10 protein-coding genes are annotated in these 15,184 nt (G+C 61.9%); 7 read left to right on the top strand and 3 right to left on the bottom strand.

What is annotated here, in order from left to right; all coding sequences use genetic code 11:
- Positions 1-100 precede the first annotated feature (100 nt).
- Positions 101-1,456: a response regulator c-di-GMP phosphodiesterase, NosR family gene (gene nosR, locus AC07T0_RS08800; RefSeq protein WP_495000785.1), complete on the bottom strand. Its 1,356-nt coding sequence runs from the start codon at positions 1,454-1,456 to the stop codon at positions 101-103.
- 194 nt (positions 1,457-1,650) lie between these two features.
- Here nosR and AC07T0_RS08795 point away from each other — a divergent pair, with 194 nt between their 5' ends.
- From AC07T0_RS08795 to AC07T0_RS08775, 5 genes are read left to right on the top strand one after another with little or no spacing between them, the layout of a single operon-like run.
- Positions 1,651-3,951 carry a GGDEF/EAL domain-containing response regulator gene (locus AC07T0_RS08795; protein WP_495000784.1) on the top strand — a complete coding sequence of 767 codons (2,301 nt, stop codon included), beginning with the start codon at positions 1,651-1,653 and terminating at the stop codon, positions 3,949-3,951.
- Positions 3,948-5,822: a putative bifunctional diguanylate cyclase/phosphodiesterase gene (locus AC07T0_RS08790; RefSeq protein ID WP_495000783.1), complete on the top strand. Its 1,875-nt coding sequence runs from the start codon at positions 3,948-3,950 to the stop codon at positions 5,820-5,822. The genes AC07T0_RS08795 and AC07T0_RS08790 overlap by 4 nt, the downstream gene beginning before the upstream one ends.
- 35 nt (positions 5,823-5,857) lie before the next feature.
- On the top strand, positions 5,858-6,832 hold the full coding sequence (locus AC07T0_RS08785; RefSeq protein WP_495000782.1) for a cytochrome-c peroxidase: 975 nt from the start codon (positions 5,858-5,860) through the stop codon (positions 6,830-6,832).
- Positions 6,829-8,643, top strand: a complete 1,815-nt coding sequence (locus tag AC07T0_RS08780; protein WP_495000781.1) for a DAHL domain-containing sensor histidine kinase — start codon at positions 6,829-6,831, stop codon at positions 8,641-8,643. The genes AC07T0_RS08785 and AC07T0_RS08780 overlap by 4 nt, the downstream gene beginning before the upstream one ends.
- A gap of 2 nt (positions 8,644-8,645) precedes the next feature.
- Positions 8,646-10,052: an ATP-binding protein gene (locus AC07T0_RS08775; protein ID WP_495000780.1), complete on the top strand. Its 1,407-nt coding sequence runs from the start codon at positions 8,646-8,648 to the stop codon at positions 10,050-10,052.
- Between the two features lie 191 nt (positions 10,053-10,243).
- Here the strand turns inward: AC07T0_RS08775 and AC07T0_RS08770 are convergent, their stop codons facing one another.
- Together AC07T0_RS08770 and AC07T0_RS08765 are read right to left on the bottom strand one after the other, a co-directional pair.
- Positions 10,244-11,569 carry an APC family permease gene (locus AC07T0_RS08770; RefSeq protein ID WP_495000779.1) on the bottom strand — a complete coding sequence of 442 codons (1,326 nt, stop codon included), beginning with the start codon at positions 11,567-11,569 and terminating at the stop codon, positions 10,244-10,246.
- Between the two features lie 177 nt (positions 11,570-11,746).
- Positions 11,747-12,562 carry a carbon-nitrogen hydrolase family protein gene (locus tag AC07T0_RS08765; protein ID WP_495000778.1) on the bottom strand — a complete coding sequence of 272 codons (816 nt, stop codon included), beginning with the start codon at positions 12,560-12,562 and terminating at the stop codon, positions 11,747-11,749.
- Positions 12,563-12,714: 152 nt separating this feature from the next.
- Between AC07T0_RS08765 and AC07T0_RS08760 the strand changes: the two genes are divergently transcribed.
- Together AC07T0_RS08760 and AC07T0_RS08755 are read left to right on the top strand one after the other, a co-directional pair.
- A complete protein-coding gene (locus tag AC07T0_RS08760; RefSeq protein ID WP_495000777.1) occupies positions 12,715-13,515 on the top strand; it encodes a helix-turn-helix transcriptional regulator in 801 nt (266 codons plus the stop codon).
- Between the two features lie 32 nt (positions 13,516-13,547).
- Positions 13,548-15,167 (top strand): FMN-binding glutamate synthase family protein, encoded by a 1,620-nt coding sequence (locus tag AC07T0_RS08755; protein ID WP_495000776.1) that lies wholly within the window; start codon positions 13,548-13,550, stop codon positions 15,165-15,167.
- Positions 15,168-15,184 lie beyond the last annotated feature (17 nt).

Genomic DNA, 15,184 nt, shown 5'->3' with positions numbered 1-15,184 from the left:
CTCGCTGTCGTTGGCTTCATTAGAATGCCACCGTGGCGCTACAGACGCCTCGGCTTGGGCGAGTCCATCCAATTACAGGACGAGTTCCAGCAGGCGGGAGCTACTCGGTCTGCTCCAGCAACGCCAAGACTTCCTCCGGAATCTTGACGAACACACTGTACCTGGCACCTTCCATGGATTCGAAAGCAATCAGCTTCTCCACCAGCGGCGCACTGAGCAGCTTGCCGGCGTTGAGCAGCAGCATGCCGTTGTCGGCATTGAGATTACGCGCCAGGATCATTCCGGCCACCAGCTCGCGGGTGCTCAGGACCTTGACCGACGGGTCGCCCAGAGTCACATCGCTCAGGTAGTCGGCGCAGACCTTGACGAAGTCCTCGACCAGATCCGGATCGTAGAGCTTGCCAGCGTACTTGCGAATAAATAGCAGGGCCTCATCGCTGTTCATCTGCCGCTCGAGAATCAGGCCGCGCTGCAACTCGATAAAGTCCACCGCCAACTTCAACACCCGTGACCCGAGGGGAATCGCCTCGCCCCTGAGGTGGTCGGGAAACCCCGTGCCATCCCAGCGCTCCTGGTGATGCAGGATCAGCCGGGCGGCATCCTGCATCGGCTCCAGGGTCATCAACAGCGACTCGCTCTGTTTCGGATAACCGCGAAAACGCTCGCGATCGGTGTGGTGCAGCAGGTCGGCCGGCGCACCCATCATGCTGTCGGTCCAACTCATCTTGCCGATATTGTGCAGGGCCGCGGCCATGGCCAGGTCGCGACTGGCGGCTTCATTCATGACATGGCTCTTGCAGTAGACCTTGACCAGATCAATGATCGCCCGGTTGGTCTGCTTGTCCTTCGGCAGGCGCCACTCGACCATCCGCGAGAACACCTCGGCCGTGACGGCGTAGCTGCGCTTGAGTTCTTCATAGGCCAGGTCAAGCATGTCGGCGGTCTGCTGGACTTCGCTGGTGCGCGCGATCACGCGCTTTTCCAGGGTCGAGTTGAGCGACTGCAATTGCCGGTTCTGCTCCCGGACCAACAGCTGCAGGCGCTGGCGCTCACGCTCGGAATGCTGAAAAGCCAGGCCCTGGGTGATGGTCATCAACAGCTCTTCATCATTCCAGGGTTTGCTGAGATAACGGTAGATCCGCCCCTCGTTGATCGCCTTGGCAATCATGTCCAGGTCAGCGTAACCGGTCAGCAGGATCCGCAGGCAGGCCGGATACAGCTCATGAATCCGCGCCAGCAGGCTGGCACCGTCCATGTTCGGCATGCGCGCATCGCTGATCACCAGGTCGATGGTCTGCTCGGCCATGATTTCCAGGGCGCGGGCGCCGCTGGTGGCCAGAAACAGTTCATAACCCTGACTGCGCAGCAAACGGCGCAGACTGTTGAGGATCGACTCTTCATCGTCGACCAGCAGGACACGGGGTTTGATCACGACATCAACTGTGGATTCATCCATGGAGCACCTCATGTCTGCGTGTGGCTTCTATCTAGGGACCTTGGAACAGCCGACAGTCCCTGTCTTTTCCGCTAAGGGTAGATGTTCGATCATCAAATGGCATTATGTTTATCAGCAAATCAGCGCAAGCCGATCTATGCTGCAAGCAATCTAGCGCGCCACAGCTAGCGTGGTTATCAGGAAAGGAACTCCGCATGAGCTCGGTACATCTCGCTTTCAGTGTGACCGGAGACTTGCCGGCCAGCCGCGCCAACCGCCGTATCCTGATCATCGACGACACGCCGTCGATCCACGCCGACTTCCGCAAGATCCTCTGCCCTGAAGACCTCGAAGATGACTTGCAAAGCGCCGAACACGCTTTGTTCGGTGACAGCATCAGTCATCGAATGGAGCCGTTCGAGCTCGATTCGGCGTTCCAGGGCCAGGAGGGCCTGGCCAAGGTCGAACAGGCCCTGCTGCAAGGCCAGCCTTACGCCATGGCCTTTATCGACATGCGCATGCCTCCGGGCTGGGACGGCCTGCAAACCCTCGAGCGGCTCTGGCAGGTCGACCCCAAGCTGCAAGTCGCCCTGTGCACCGCCTATTCCGACTACTCCCTTGAGGAAATGAACGAACGGGTCGAGATGGGCGACCGCCTGTTGATCCTGAAAAAACCCTTCGATGCCATCGAGATCCGCCAACTGGCCAGCGCCCTGACCGTCAAATGGCAGATGACCGAAGACGCCGCGCTGAAAATGGACCAGCTCGAACAGGCCGTCGAGGAACGCACCCGCGAGCTGTCCGACGCCAACATCATCGTGCAGAACAGCCCGACCCTGCTCTATCGCCTGCGCGGCGAGCCGTCGTTCCCGCTGATGTACATCTCTCACAACATCACCAAGTTCGGGCACGTGGCCGAGGAATTGCTGAGCTCCGCCGACTGGGCCGCGGAGCTGATCCACGCCGACGATCAGGCCAAGGTCGACGCGGCCATGGCCAAGGTCCTGGACAAGGATGCCGAGGGCGCCTCGATCGAGTTTCGCCTGCGCACCGGTGACGGCCACTGGCGCTGGGTGGAAAATCGCTACGTACCGGTCCGCGACCCGGAAGGGCGCCTGCTGGAAGTCGAAGGCATCATCATCGACATCACCGAACACAAGCTCGCCGAAGAGAAAATCGCCCTGCTCGCCCGCACCGACGGACTCACCGGGCTGGCCAACCGCTCGACCCTGATCGAGCGCCTGCACCAGAGCTTCGCCGCCGCCCGGCGCGGGGCCTCGCCGTTCGCGGTGTTCTACCTGGACCTGGATCACTTCAAGCGTATCAACGACACCCTCGGGCATCCGGTGGGCGACCTGCTGCTGCAGGAAGTCTCCCGGCGCATCCAGGACTGCACCCGGGAAAGCGATGTGGTGGCGCGCCTGGGCGGCGATGAGTTCGCCGTGTTGCAGACTGAAATGCTCGACCCGACGCAATCCGGCGCCCTGGCCAGCAAGATCCTTAAAACGCTGGTGGAGCCTTACCAACTGGAAGGTAATGAAGTACGGATTTCGGTCAGCATCGGCATCAGCACCTATGCCCTGGACAGCGAAAGCGCCGACAGCATGCTGGTCCAGGCCGACATGGCGCTGTACCGCTCCAAGGACAGCGGGCGCAACCAGTACCACTTCCATTCCGAGGAAATCAACCAGGAAGTCATCGACCGGGTCGCCATTACCCAGGACCTGAAAAAGGCCATCGAACAGAACGAACTGGAGCTGCATTACCTGCCGGAAGTCGACCTGGGCAGCGGCAGGATCCTTGGCATGGAGGCCCTGGTACGCTGGAACCACCCCGAGCGCGGCATACTTGGCGCCGATCAGTTCATCCCCGCCGCGGAAAAGACCGGCACCATCGTCGCCCTCGGCCGCTGGGTGCTGGAACAGGCCTGCCGGCAGATGCAGCAATGGCGCACGGACGACATGGCACCGCCGGTGATCGCCATCAACCTGTCGCTGGCCCAGCTCAAAAGTGGCAACGAACTGATTCGTGATGTGCTCGAGATCACCGGCAAATGGGGGCTGTCACCCGCGGACCTGCAGTTCGACGTCACCGAAGCGACCCTGGCCCAGACCAAATGGACCCAGAACGACGTATTGCCCAGGCTGCGCGAACTCGGCGTGAAGATCGCCATTGACGACTTCGGTACCGACTACTCGTCCTTCGACTACCTCAAGACCTACCGCGTCAACCACCTGAAGCTGGCCCAGTCGCTGATCAACCACGCGACCCAGGACGTGGAAAGCGCCACCACCCTGCGGGCGATCATCAACTTTGCCCGGGAAGTGGGCATCGGCATCATCGCCGAAGGCGTGGAAACCCAGGAGCAACGCCATTCATTGATGTCCACCGGCTCGCCGATGACGGCCCAGGGGTATTACTTCAGCAAGGCCGTCGACAGCCAGCGCGCCAGCGAACTGCTGCACGCCGGACATATCGCGCCCAGCCCAACGTCCACGCCAGAGAACCGCCTATGAATAGTGCAGCCAGCGCCGCCAACCGGCGCATCCTGATCATCGACGACACCGCCTCGATTCATCAGGACTTTCGCAAGATCCTCGGCCCCGAGCTGGAGGACGAACTGAGCCTGGACTCCACCGAGCACCTGCTGTTCGGCACCACCCGCCCACAGCGCCAGAGCTTCGAGATCGACTCGGCCTACCAGGGGCAGGAGGCACTGGAGCTGGTGAAGTTGGCCCTGGCCGCCGAGAATCCCTATGCCATGGCCTTTCTCGACATGCGCATGCCGCCGGGCTGGGACGGCCTGGAAACCATCGAACAACTATGGGCGGTCGACCCGGAGCTGCAAATCGCCCTGTGCACCGCCTACTCGGATTACTCCTGGGAATCCATGGACGAACGCATCGCCTTCGGTGACCAGATGCTGATCCTGAAAAAGCCCTTCGACGCCCTGGAAATCCGCCAGATGGCCAGCGCCCTGACCTGGAAGTGGCAACTGGCGCGGGATGTCGCCTCGCGGATGGCCAGCCTGGAACGGACCATCGAGGAGCGCGTCCAGGAACTGTTGCAGGTGTCCCGGCTGCTGCAATTCGATGTGCTCACCGAACTGCCCAACAGCACCCTGCTTGGCGACCGCCTGGGCCAGGCCATCGCCCTGGCCAAACGTCACGACGAACAGGTCGCCGTGATGTTCATCGGCCTGGATCGCTTCAAGCGCATCAACAATGCCCTGGGCTATCCGGCGGGCGATGAAATGCTCAAGCATGTGGCCGACTGCCTGGTGGCGGCCTTGCGCCAATCGGACTCGGTGTTTCGTTACCGCTCCGACGAATTCGTTCTGGTACTGCCCGAGTTCAGCCATCCGCAACAGACCCGTGGCACCGCCGAGAAAATCCTCGCCGCCATTAATACCCCCCATGAGACCGCCGGGCATGACCTGCGGGTCACTGCGAGCCTGGGGATCAGCCTCTACCCCGGCGACGGCGAGGATCCGCTGGTGCTGATCAAGAAAGCCGAAGGCGCCATGCGCAACGTCAAGGAACAGGGCGCCAACAACTTCGGATTTTTCATCGAAGACCTGAACCTGCGGGCTCGCGAGCAGCAATCCATCGAGTCCGGCATTCGCCTGGCCCTGGAGCGGGACGAGTTCGTGCTGCATTACCAACCCAAGCTGGACCTCAGGACCGGCACGGTGGTCGGTGCCGAGGCACTGATCCGCTGGCGGCATCCCGAACGCGGCCTGCTCTACCCCACGGAGTTCATCCCGGTGGCCGAAGACAGTGGCCTGATCATTCAAATGAGCCATTGGGTGCTGCGCCAAGTCTGCCTGCAAGGTCGGGCCTGGCAGGATCAGACCCTCACACCGCTGATCCTGTCGCTCAACATCTCGGCAATGGACTTCCGCCAGCGCGACTTCCTCGATAGCATCCGCCAGGTGCTGGAAGAAACCGGCATGGAGCCGACACGGCTGGAACTGGAAATCACCGAAAGCGTGCTGATGCAGAATGTCGACCACACCATTGAAACCCTCAAAGCCATCAAGGCCCTGGGTATCCGCCTGGCCATCGATGACTTCGGCACCGGTTATTCGAGCCTCAGCTACTTGCAACGGTTTCCCATCGATGTGCTGAAGATCGACCAGTCGTTCGTGCGTGACCTCAATGGCGACAGCAACGATGCCGCGCTGGTGAGCGCGATCATCAGCCTGGGCAAGAGCCTGAACCTGAACATCATCGCCGAAGGCGTGGAAACCCGTGATCAGCTGACCTTTCTCAAGGCTCACAACTGCGAGGAAGGTCAGGGCTACTACTTCAGCAAGGCGGTCGAGGCCGAGACCTTCCTGCGCTTGTTGCAGGACAAGCGCTTCGAACGACCGGCACAGGACTGATCCCTGAACTCGCCTCTTTTGCCAAGGACATGCTCATGACGTCTCGCGCACTGCTGTCGTTGCTGGCGAGATCGCTCGCCTGCGGCGGGATACTCCTCGCCACGCCGCTGTTCGCCGCGCCCCTGGACGAGCCGCTCAAGCCGTTGCCGGACGCTCCGCAGCAGGATCCGCGCAAGGTGGAGCTGGGTCGCCAGCTGTTCAATGAAAAGCAACTGTCGATCAACAACACCACGTCCTGCTCCAGTTGCCATCATCTGGAGCACGGTGGCGGCGACGATAAGCCCTTCTCCATCGGCTTCCACGGGGAAACCCTGGGGATCAACACCCCGACCGTGCTCAACGCGGCGCTGAACTTCAAGCAGTTCTGGAACGGTCGCGCCGAGACCCTGGAGGCGCAGATCGAGGGTGTGGTGAAAAGCCCGACAGAAATGGGCAACAACTGGCCCCACGTGGTCGATACCCTCAACCAGGCGCCGACTTACCAGGCGGCCTTCCGCGAGGCCTATACCGACGGCGTGACCATCGCCAACGTGCAGAACGCCCTGGCCAGCTACGAGCGCAGCCTGCTGACGCCCAACTCGCGCTTCGACCAGTACCTCAAGGGCAACACCGATATCCTGAGCCTCGACGAAAAATACGGCTACCAGCGCTTCAAGGACTACGGCTGCATCGCCTGCCACCAAGGGATCAATGTCGGCGGCAACATGTTCCAGAAGTTCGGCGTGATGGGCGACTACTTCGCGGCCCGGGGCAATCCCACCGAGGCCGACCTCGGGCGCTACCTGGCCACCAGGGCCGAAGAGGACCGCTACGTGTTCAAGGTCCCCAGCCTGCGCAATGTCGCGCTCACCGCGCCGTACTTCCACGACGCCTCGGCCAAGACCCTGGAAGACGCCGTCCACGTCATGTTCACCTATCAACTGGGGCGCGTCCCCTCCGCCGAGGACGTCCGCCTGATCGTGTTGTTTCTCAAAACCCTGACCGGTGAGTTGGGAGGCAAACCACTATGACGGCCACCAACAATGTCCTGAACCGGGTGCTCCTGCCGCGCCTGGCCGTCCTGCTCACGGCAGTGCTGGTATTTCTGTACCTCATGGCCGCCGCCGACGTAACCCTGGATTATGCCCACGCCCGTGACCTGATCAACCGGGTCAAACAGCTGGATGCCCGGTGGGACGCCGAAATCCTCAAGTCCAGGATCGCGGTGACGCGCAATTACGACCCGCTGGTCAAGCCCCCACAGGAAATGCGCCAGCTCCTGCAGACCTTCACCCCCATCGAACCCGGCCGGGCTCACCGGGCCGCCGACGCCTGGAGGGACCGCCGGGAAACCCTGGCCCAGACGCTCGAGGAAAAATCGCGCCTGGTGGAACAGTTCAAATCCCGCAACGCGGTACTGCGCAACTCCCTGGCTTTCCTGCCGACCGCCGAAGACGATATCCAGCACCAGCTCAACGCATTGGAGGATCAGGACAAACTGATGCTCCAGGACGCCTCCAGCGACATCTACGACCTGCTGCTCAGTACCCTGGAGTTCGCCCAGACCACTACCGAAGAACGCGCCCACAGCATCGAACTGGGGCTCAATCAGGTGCTGACCGACACCCAGCGCCTGCCGCCCGCCTTCAAGGAGCCGGTGCAGATCCTGCTCAACCACGTCAACCTGATTCTGCGCGAACAACCCCGGGTCAACTCACTGATTGAAGAGATCGACGCGGTACCGCTCTCCGAAAGCCTGGACGCCATCACCGACCAACTGAACCAGGATCAGCAACAGGCCGACCACCTCGAACAGCGCCACCATTTGTACCTGTTGATTTTCTCGGGCCTGCTCCTGGTCTTGCTGGTGTACCTGGCCAGCCGCCTGATACGCAGCTACGCCGAGATCAACCGGGTCAACCGGGCCCTGCAGGCGGCCAACACGCACCTGGAACAACGGGTGGAACGGCGCACCCGCGAACTGCGCGATGCCCAGAGCGAACTGATGGAAAGCGCGCGCCTGGCCGGTATGGCCGAGATCGCCACCAACGTGCTGCACAACGTCGGCAATGTGCTCAACAGCGTGAATATCTCCGCCGACCTGGTGGCGCGCAAGCTGCGCGCCAGCAAAACCCAGGGCCTGGCCAGGGCCGTGACGATGCTCAACGAACACAAGCACGATCTCGGCGAGTTCATTACTGGTGACGAACGTGGCAAGCTGTTGCCCGGGTACCTCAACCAACTGGTCGAGGCCATTGCCGCGGAACAACAGAGCATGAGCGACGAACTGACCCAGTTGAGCAAGAGCGTCGACCATATCAAGGACATCGTCTCGACCCAGCAATCCTATGCGGGTGTTTCGAGCATCGAAGAACCGCTGCACATCCGCGATTTGCTCGAAGACGCCCTGCGCATGAACTCCGGCGCCCTGAACCGGCACAACGTCACCGTGATCCGCCAATACGACGAGGTGCCCCAGGTGATGGCCGACAAACACCGCTTGCTGCTGATCCTGATCAACCTGATCAGCAACGCCAAGCAGGCCATGGCCGGCCTCTCCGACCGTCCACGCGAAATCACCCTGCAGGTCCAGGCGATCGAGGACAGCACCTTGCGCATCAGCGTCAAGGACGCCGGCGAAGGCATCCTTCCGGAAAACATGACCCGCATCTTTGCCCATGGCTTCACCACCCGCAAGGACGGCCATGGCTTCGGCCTGCACAGCTGTGCCCTGGCCGCGATCGAAATGAAAGGGCACCTGACCGCCCACAGCGACGGCCCCGGAAAAGGCGCCGTCTTTACCCTCGAATTGCCCTTGAAAACCGCCGTGGGGGCTTTATGAACATGAGCACACTCAGTAACCGCCGTATCCTGCTGGTCGACGACACCCCGTCGATCCACGACGACTTTCGCAAGATTCTCACCCCCGCGGCCGACGATTCGCCGGATCTGGACCTGATGGAAGCAGCGCTGTTCGGCCAGGAAGTCAAGACCAGCCGCGTCCTGCCGTTCGAACTCGACTCCGCTTATCAGGGCCAGGAAGGCCTGCAAAAAATCGAGCAGGCGGTGGCCCGCGGCGAGCCCTACGCCCTGGCCTTCGTCGACATGCGCATGCCCCAGGGCTGGGACGGTGCCGAAACCATCGAACACCTGTGGCAAGTCGACCCCAACCTGCAAGTGGTGGTCTGCACCGCCTACACCGACTATTCCTGGGATGAGTTGCTGGAACGCCTGCACGGCCACGACCGCTTGGTGATCCTGAAAAAGCCTTTCGACAATATCGAAGTCCAGCAATTGGCCAACACCCTCACCAACAAATGGGAAATGACCGAACGCGCCAATCTGCAGATGCACCGGCTGGAAGAGTTGGTCGAGCAACGGACCCAGGCGCTCACGCAGACCAGTCTGGCCTTGCAGCACGAGATCGACGAACGCAAGCAACTGGAAGGGCAACTCGTTCAATCGGAAAAGCTCGCCTCCCTCGGCCAACTGGCCGCCGGCGTCGCCCACGAGATCAACAACCCGATCGGCTTCATTTCCTCGAACCTGGGAACCCTGGAAGGCTATTTCGGCAAGCTGCTGGAAATGCTCCAGGCCTATCAGGGCGCCGAGGAAGGCATCGCCGCGCCCGAGTTGCGCGCACGCTTGAAGGACCTGCGCGAACGGGTCGAGCTGGATTTCCTCGAGGAAGATATTCCGCTGCTGATCAAGGAGTCCAAGGAAGGCATCGGTCGGGTCGGGCAGATCGTCAAGGACCTGAAGAACTTCTCCCGGGTCGACTCGAACCAGGAGTGGCAATGGAGCAACCTGCAACAGGGCATCGAATCGACCCTGAACATTGTCGCCAACGAACTCAAGTACAAGGCCGATGTGGTCAAGGACTACGCCGCACTGCCGGAGATCGAGTGCCTGGCGTCGCAGATCAACCAGGTCATCATGAACCTGGTGGTCAACGCCGCCCAGGCCATGGGGCCGGAGCGCGGCACCATCACCCTGCGTGGCGGCACCCACGGTGAGCGGATCTGGCTGGAAGTGGCCGACACCGGCTCGGGCATGGCGCCCGAGACCGTGCAGAAGATCTTCGACCCGTTCTTCACCACCAAACCCATCGGCCAGGGCACCGGCCTGGGCTTATCGCTGTCCTATGGCATCGTGCAGAAACATGCCGGGCAGATCAGCGTGCGCAGCGAACTGGGGGTGGGCACCACGTTCAGGATCGAGTTGCCGATCCGCCAGAACAAGGCCGCCTGACCACCTCCTGCAGGAGCTGGCTTGCCAGCGATGACGTCCGCTGGGGCGACGCAAGACTCAAGGTCCTCATCGCCGGCAAGCCGGCTCCCACAAATCCGTGTTTCACCGAAACGTATCGTCGAACCCCATACCCTGTAGGAGCTGGCTTGCCGGCGATGGCGTCCGTTTGGTCGATGCAATACCCAAGGGCATCAGACCGCTTCCTGGAAATCCATCTCCGGCGGTTGTTTGCGGAAACCGCCGGTGAGGAAGCCCAGGTACACCAAGCCGACCGCCAGCCAGCTCAAGCCCAGGTAAATCGCCAGGTGATCGAGGCTGATCATCAACCACAGATCCGCCACCAGGCCGATCAGCGGGCACACCAGGAACAGCAGCAGCTCACGGGGCCCACGTTTCTCGCCACCGATCCAGTAGTGGAAAATCACCGACAGGTTCACCAGGCTGAAGGCCAGGAACGCGCCGAAGTTGATGAACGAGGTGGAGGTGGTCACGTCCAGTTTCAGTGCCAGCAAGGCCACCACCGCACAGAGCAGGATGCTGTTGACCGGCGTGCCGAAACGCTCATGCAAGGTGCCAAAGAACGACTTCGGCAACACCCCGTCACGACCCATCGCATACAGCAGGCGCGAACCGCTGGCCTGGGCCGACAGACCCGAGGCGAACTGACCGACGATCAGGCCGATCAGGAAGATCGTCACGAACAGGTCGCCGCCGATATTGCGGGCGATTTCATAGGCGGCCGAATCGACGTTATCGAACACGAATGACGGATGGGCCAGCTGCACGAAGTACGACACCCCAACAAAGATCAGACCGCCGATCAGGGTGATCAGCATGATCGCCCGCGGGATGGTCCGGCGCGGGTCGCGGGTTTCTTCGGTCAGGGTACTCACCGCATCAAAGCCCAGGAACGAATAGCAGGCAATCGCCGCGCCGCTCATGATCAAGGGCATCTGCATATCGCCGCTGAGAAACGGCGACAAGGTCCACAACGGCTTGCTGGCGTCACCGCCGATGTAGTGGATCGCCAGGGCGACAAAGGCCACCAACACCAGGAACTGCACCAGCATCAGCAGCGCATTGATACCGTTGGCCAGGCGCAGGCCGACGATATTGATCACGCTGGTGATGCCGATAAAGGCCAGCACCCAGACCGCTTGCGGCACCGAGGGGAACGCCGAATTGAGGTACGCCGCGCCGATCAGCCAGATCGCCATGGGCAGGAACAGATAATCGAGCAACACCGCCCAGCCAGCGATAAAGCCCAGCTTCGGGCTGATGGCCTTGCGCACATAGCTGTAGGCCGAGCCGGCCACCGGAAAGGCCGCGGCCATGCGCCCGTAGCTCATGGCGGTAAAGAACATCGCCACCAGCGCGACGAGATAGGCGGCCGGAACCATACCGGCGGTGGACTGGGCAAGAATGCCGAAAGTGCCGAGGACAATGATCGGCGTCATATAGGCGATGCCGAACAGCACCACCGACCCCAGCGAAAGGGTACGTTGCAAACGAGCCATGAGGCGACTACTCCGAATGTTATTGGATTTATGGCAGAGCCGAGTTCGGCAAGGTGGAGCGGTACTACGAAGTTCTTGTTTTGAAAAACCTTGAGGACAGCAGGAACCTGTAGGAGCCGAGCTTGCTCGCGAAGGGGCCCTCAAGGGCGCTAAAAGCTTCGCGAGCAAGCTCGGCGCCTACGGAATCAACAACTCCCGCACACCGTTGGCATGCTCGATCACCTCGCCCGGCAAACGCAGGCGCTGGTCATCCAGATAGCGGTAGTCACGCCGTGCCGCCGCCAACTGGCTCAGGTCCAGCTCCGCCGTGAACTGTCCGTCTTCACGCCCGGCTTCGAACAGCAGGGTGCCGAACGGATCCACCAGGGCACTGCCCCCGGCGAACAACAAGCCGCCGTCGCCCTCCCCGACCCGGTTGACCATCAGCGCGAACGCCTGGTTTTCCTGGGCGCGGGCCATGATCGCGGTGCGATGGGTCGGTCCATAGGGGTCCATGTTGCCGTTGGTGACGATCAACAACTCGGCGCCCAACTGCGCCAGGGCCCGGGCGGTTTCCGGAAACTCGATGTCGTAGCAGATCAGCAGACCGACGCGGATGCCGTTCCACTCGGCGGTGACGTAGCGGTCACCGGGAGTAAATACGCCACGATCCGAGGCCCACAGATGGGTCTTGCGATAACGCAGGGCAATACCTTCGGGGGTGATCAACAACGTGGTGTTATAGAACTGTCCGGCGGCGTTCTCGGCCACACCGATCACCACCGCCAGGTTGCGTTCCCGGGCGGCCCGCTGCACGGCCCGGACGCTAGGGCCATCCAGCGGCTCGGCGACAGCGGCCACGGTCTCGGCGGACGGAAAGCCCATCAGCTGGGTTTCCGGGAACACGATCAGCTGCGTATCGGCGGCGCAGGCCGCGATGGCCGCCAGTGCGCGCTCGAGGTTGTAGGCGGTATCGTTGTCCCGGCCCGCAAGCTGGGCAAATTCGACCTTCATGGGTTTTTCCTTGTTTTCGATAGCTGGCCAGGCTCAATGACGGCGCCGAGCTGGCAGAATGAGTGCCCGGCCATTGTGTGTGGGCTCAGTATGCGCACCGGGGGAGGGCCGTGGGAATTACGCGGCCGGGGTAACCTGATAGGGGTAGACGAATGACACTGATCCTGGACGACATCGCCTGGCACCGGGCGATGGGGCAAATGATCGAGGCCCTCGACCGGCCGAATTTCTGGACGCAACTGGTGCGCCTGCTCAACCAGTACGTGACCTTCGACAGCTGGGTGGTGCTGCTGTTCAGCAACGGCCGGCACCCGCAAGTGTTCGCCGAATGCCCGGGTGAGGACGGCGGCCCCGACACGTTGTTCCAGGATTACCTGCGCGGCCTGTACCTGCTCGACCCCTTCTATATCGCCAGCCGCGAACAGCAACGCACCGGCCTGTACCGCCTGCCGGAGGTGGCACCGGAGCATTTCGAGCTGACCGAGTACTACCAGCGTTACTTCCGCCTGAACGTGGTGGCCGATGAAATCCAGTTCAACTGCCAGCTCGACGGTGACCGCACCCTGTGCCTGTCGCTGGGCTCCACCACGCCATTCAGCGCCGAACAGATCGCCCTGCTTTCGCTGATCCAGCCCTGGGTCCTGGCGCTGCTGCGTCAACGCCTGCCGTATGAAATCGACGACGCCGTGGCCCAACCGAGCACGGCCGGACAAGGCGACTGGCGCACGCAACTGGAAGCCTCGGTGCAACAGCTCAAGGGTGCCCAACTGACCGCCCGCGAACTGGATGTCGGGCGGCTGATGCTCAGCGGTTGTTCGAGCAAGGAAATCGCCCGCAAGCTGGAGATTTCCATCGAGACCGTCAAGGTCCACAAAAAGCACATGTACAGCAAATTGGGGATCAAATCCCAGTCCGAGCTGTTCTCGATTTTCCTCCAGGCGCAGAATGCCTGACCTCCCGACGAGTCCGAACCAAAGGAAACCGTATGAGCCTGTCCCTGCTGAGCCGCTACGCCTTCTTTGCCGGTTGTGTGATCTTTACCCTCGCCAGCCTGCCGTTCCTGGCGCATGACTGGCTCTGGCCGTTCACCCTGCTGACCGGCTGCCTGAGCCTGCTGGGCCTGTTCGACCTGCTGCAAAGTCCCCACGCGGTGCGCCGCAACTACCCGATCCTGGGCAATATCCGTTATCTGGTGGAAGGCATTCGCCCGGAGATCCGCCAGTACCTGCTGGAATCCGACAGCGATGCCCTGCCCTTCTCCCGTTCCCAGCGCTCGCTGGTGTATTCACGGGCCAAGAACGAAAGCGCCGACAAGCCCTTCGGCACTCTGATCGATGTGTACCAGGGCGGTTTCGAGTTTATCGGCCACTCCATGCGCCCCGCACCGCTGAGCGATCCGAGCAGCTTCCGCGTGATCGTCGGCGGCCCGCAGTGCAAGCAACCGTACTCGGCCTCGGTATTCAACATCTCGGCCATGAGCTTCGGCTCCCTGAGCGCCAACGCGATTCGCGCCCTGAACCAGGGCGCCAAGCTCGGCAACTTCGCCCACGACACCGGCGAGGGCAGCATCAGCCCCTATCACCGCGAGAACGGCGGCGACCTGACCTGGGAATTGGGCAGCGGCTATTTCGGCTGCCGCACCGCGGACGGCCACTTCGACCCGGAACGTTTCGCCGCCCAGGCGCAGACCCCGCAGGTACGGATGATCGAAATCAAGATGAGCCAGGGCGCCAAGCCCGGCCATGGCGGCATCCTGCCCAAGCACAAGGTGACCCAGGAGATCGCTGAAACCCGCGGCATCATGATGGGCGAAGACTGCATATCGCCGTCGCGGCACAGCGCGTTTTCCACCCCGGTGGAAATGATGCACTTCATCGCTCAACTGCGTGAACTGTCTGGTGGCAAGCCGGTGGGCTTCAAGTTCTGCCTGGGTCATCCGTGGGAGTTCATGGGCATTGCCAAGGCCATGCTGGAAACCGGCATCCTCCCGGACTTTATCGTGGTCGATGGCAAGGAAGGCGGCACCGGCGCCGCGCCGGTAGAGTTTACCGACCATATCGGCGTACCGATGCGCGATGGCCTGCTGTTCGTCCACAACACCCTGGTGGGTCTGAACCTGCGAGACAAGATCAAGCTCGGTGCCAGCGGCAAGATCGTCAGCGCCTTCGACATCGCCAGCGTGCTGGCCATCGGCGCCGACTGGGCCAACTCGGCGCGGGGCTTCATGTTCGCCATCGGCTGCATCCAGTCGCAGAGCTGCCATACCAACAAGTGCCCGACCGGTGTCGCGACCCAGGATACCCTGCGTCAACGCGCCCTGGTGGTGCCGGATAAAGCCCAGCGGGTGTTCAACTTCCACCGCAATACCCTGAAGGCGCTGGCCGAAATGCTCGCGGCGGCGGGCCTGGAGCATCCGGCGCAGCTGGAGGCCAAGCATCTGGTCCGGCGGATGTCGGCGACCGAGATCAAGCTGTTCTCGCAGCTGCATGTGTTCCTCAAGCCGGGGGAGTTGCTCACCGGCGAGATCAATGGCGAGTTCTATTCGCGCATGTGGCAGATGGCGCGGGCGGATAGTTTTGAGCCCCTTGAGGTGGCGGTCGCGTAAAGAGAGTAAAAGCGCCT

It is taken from the genome of Pseudomonas sp. GW821-FHT04D07 (assembly GCF_059420225.1).
This window is presented reverse-complemented; position numbering and strand designations above follow the sequence as displayed.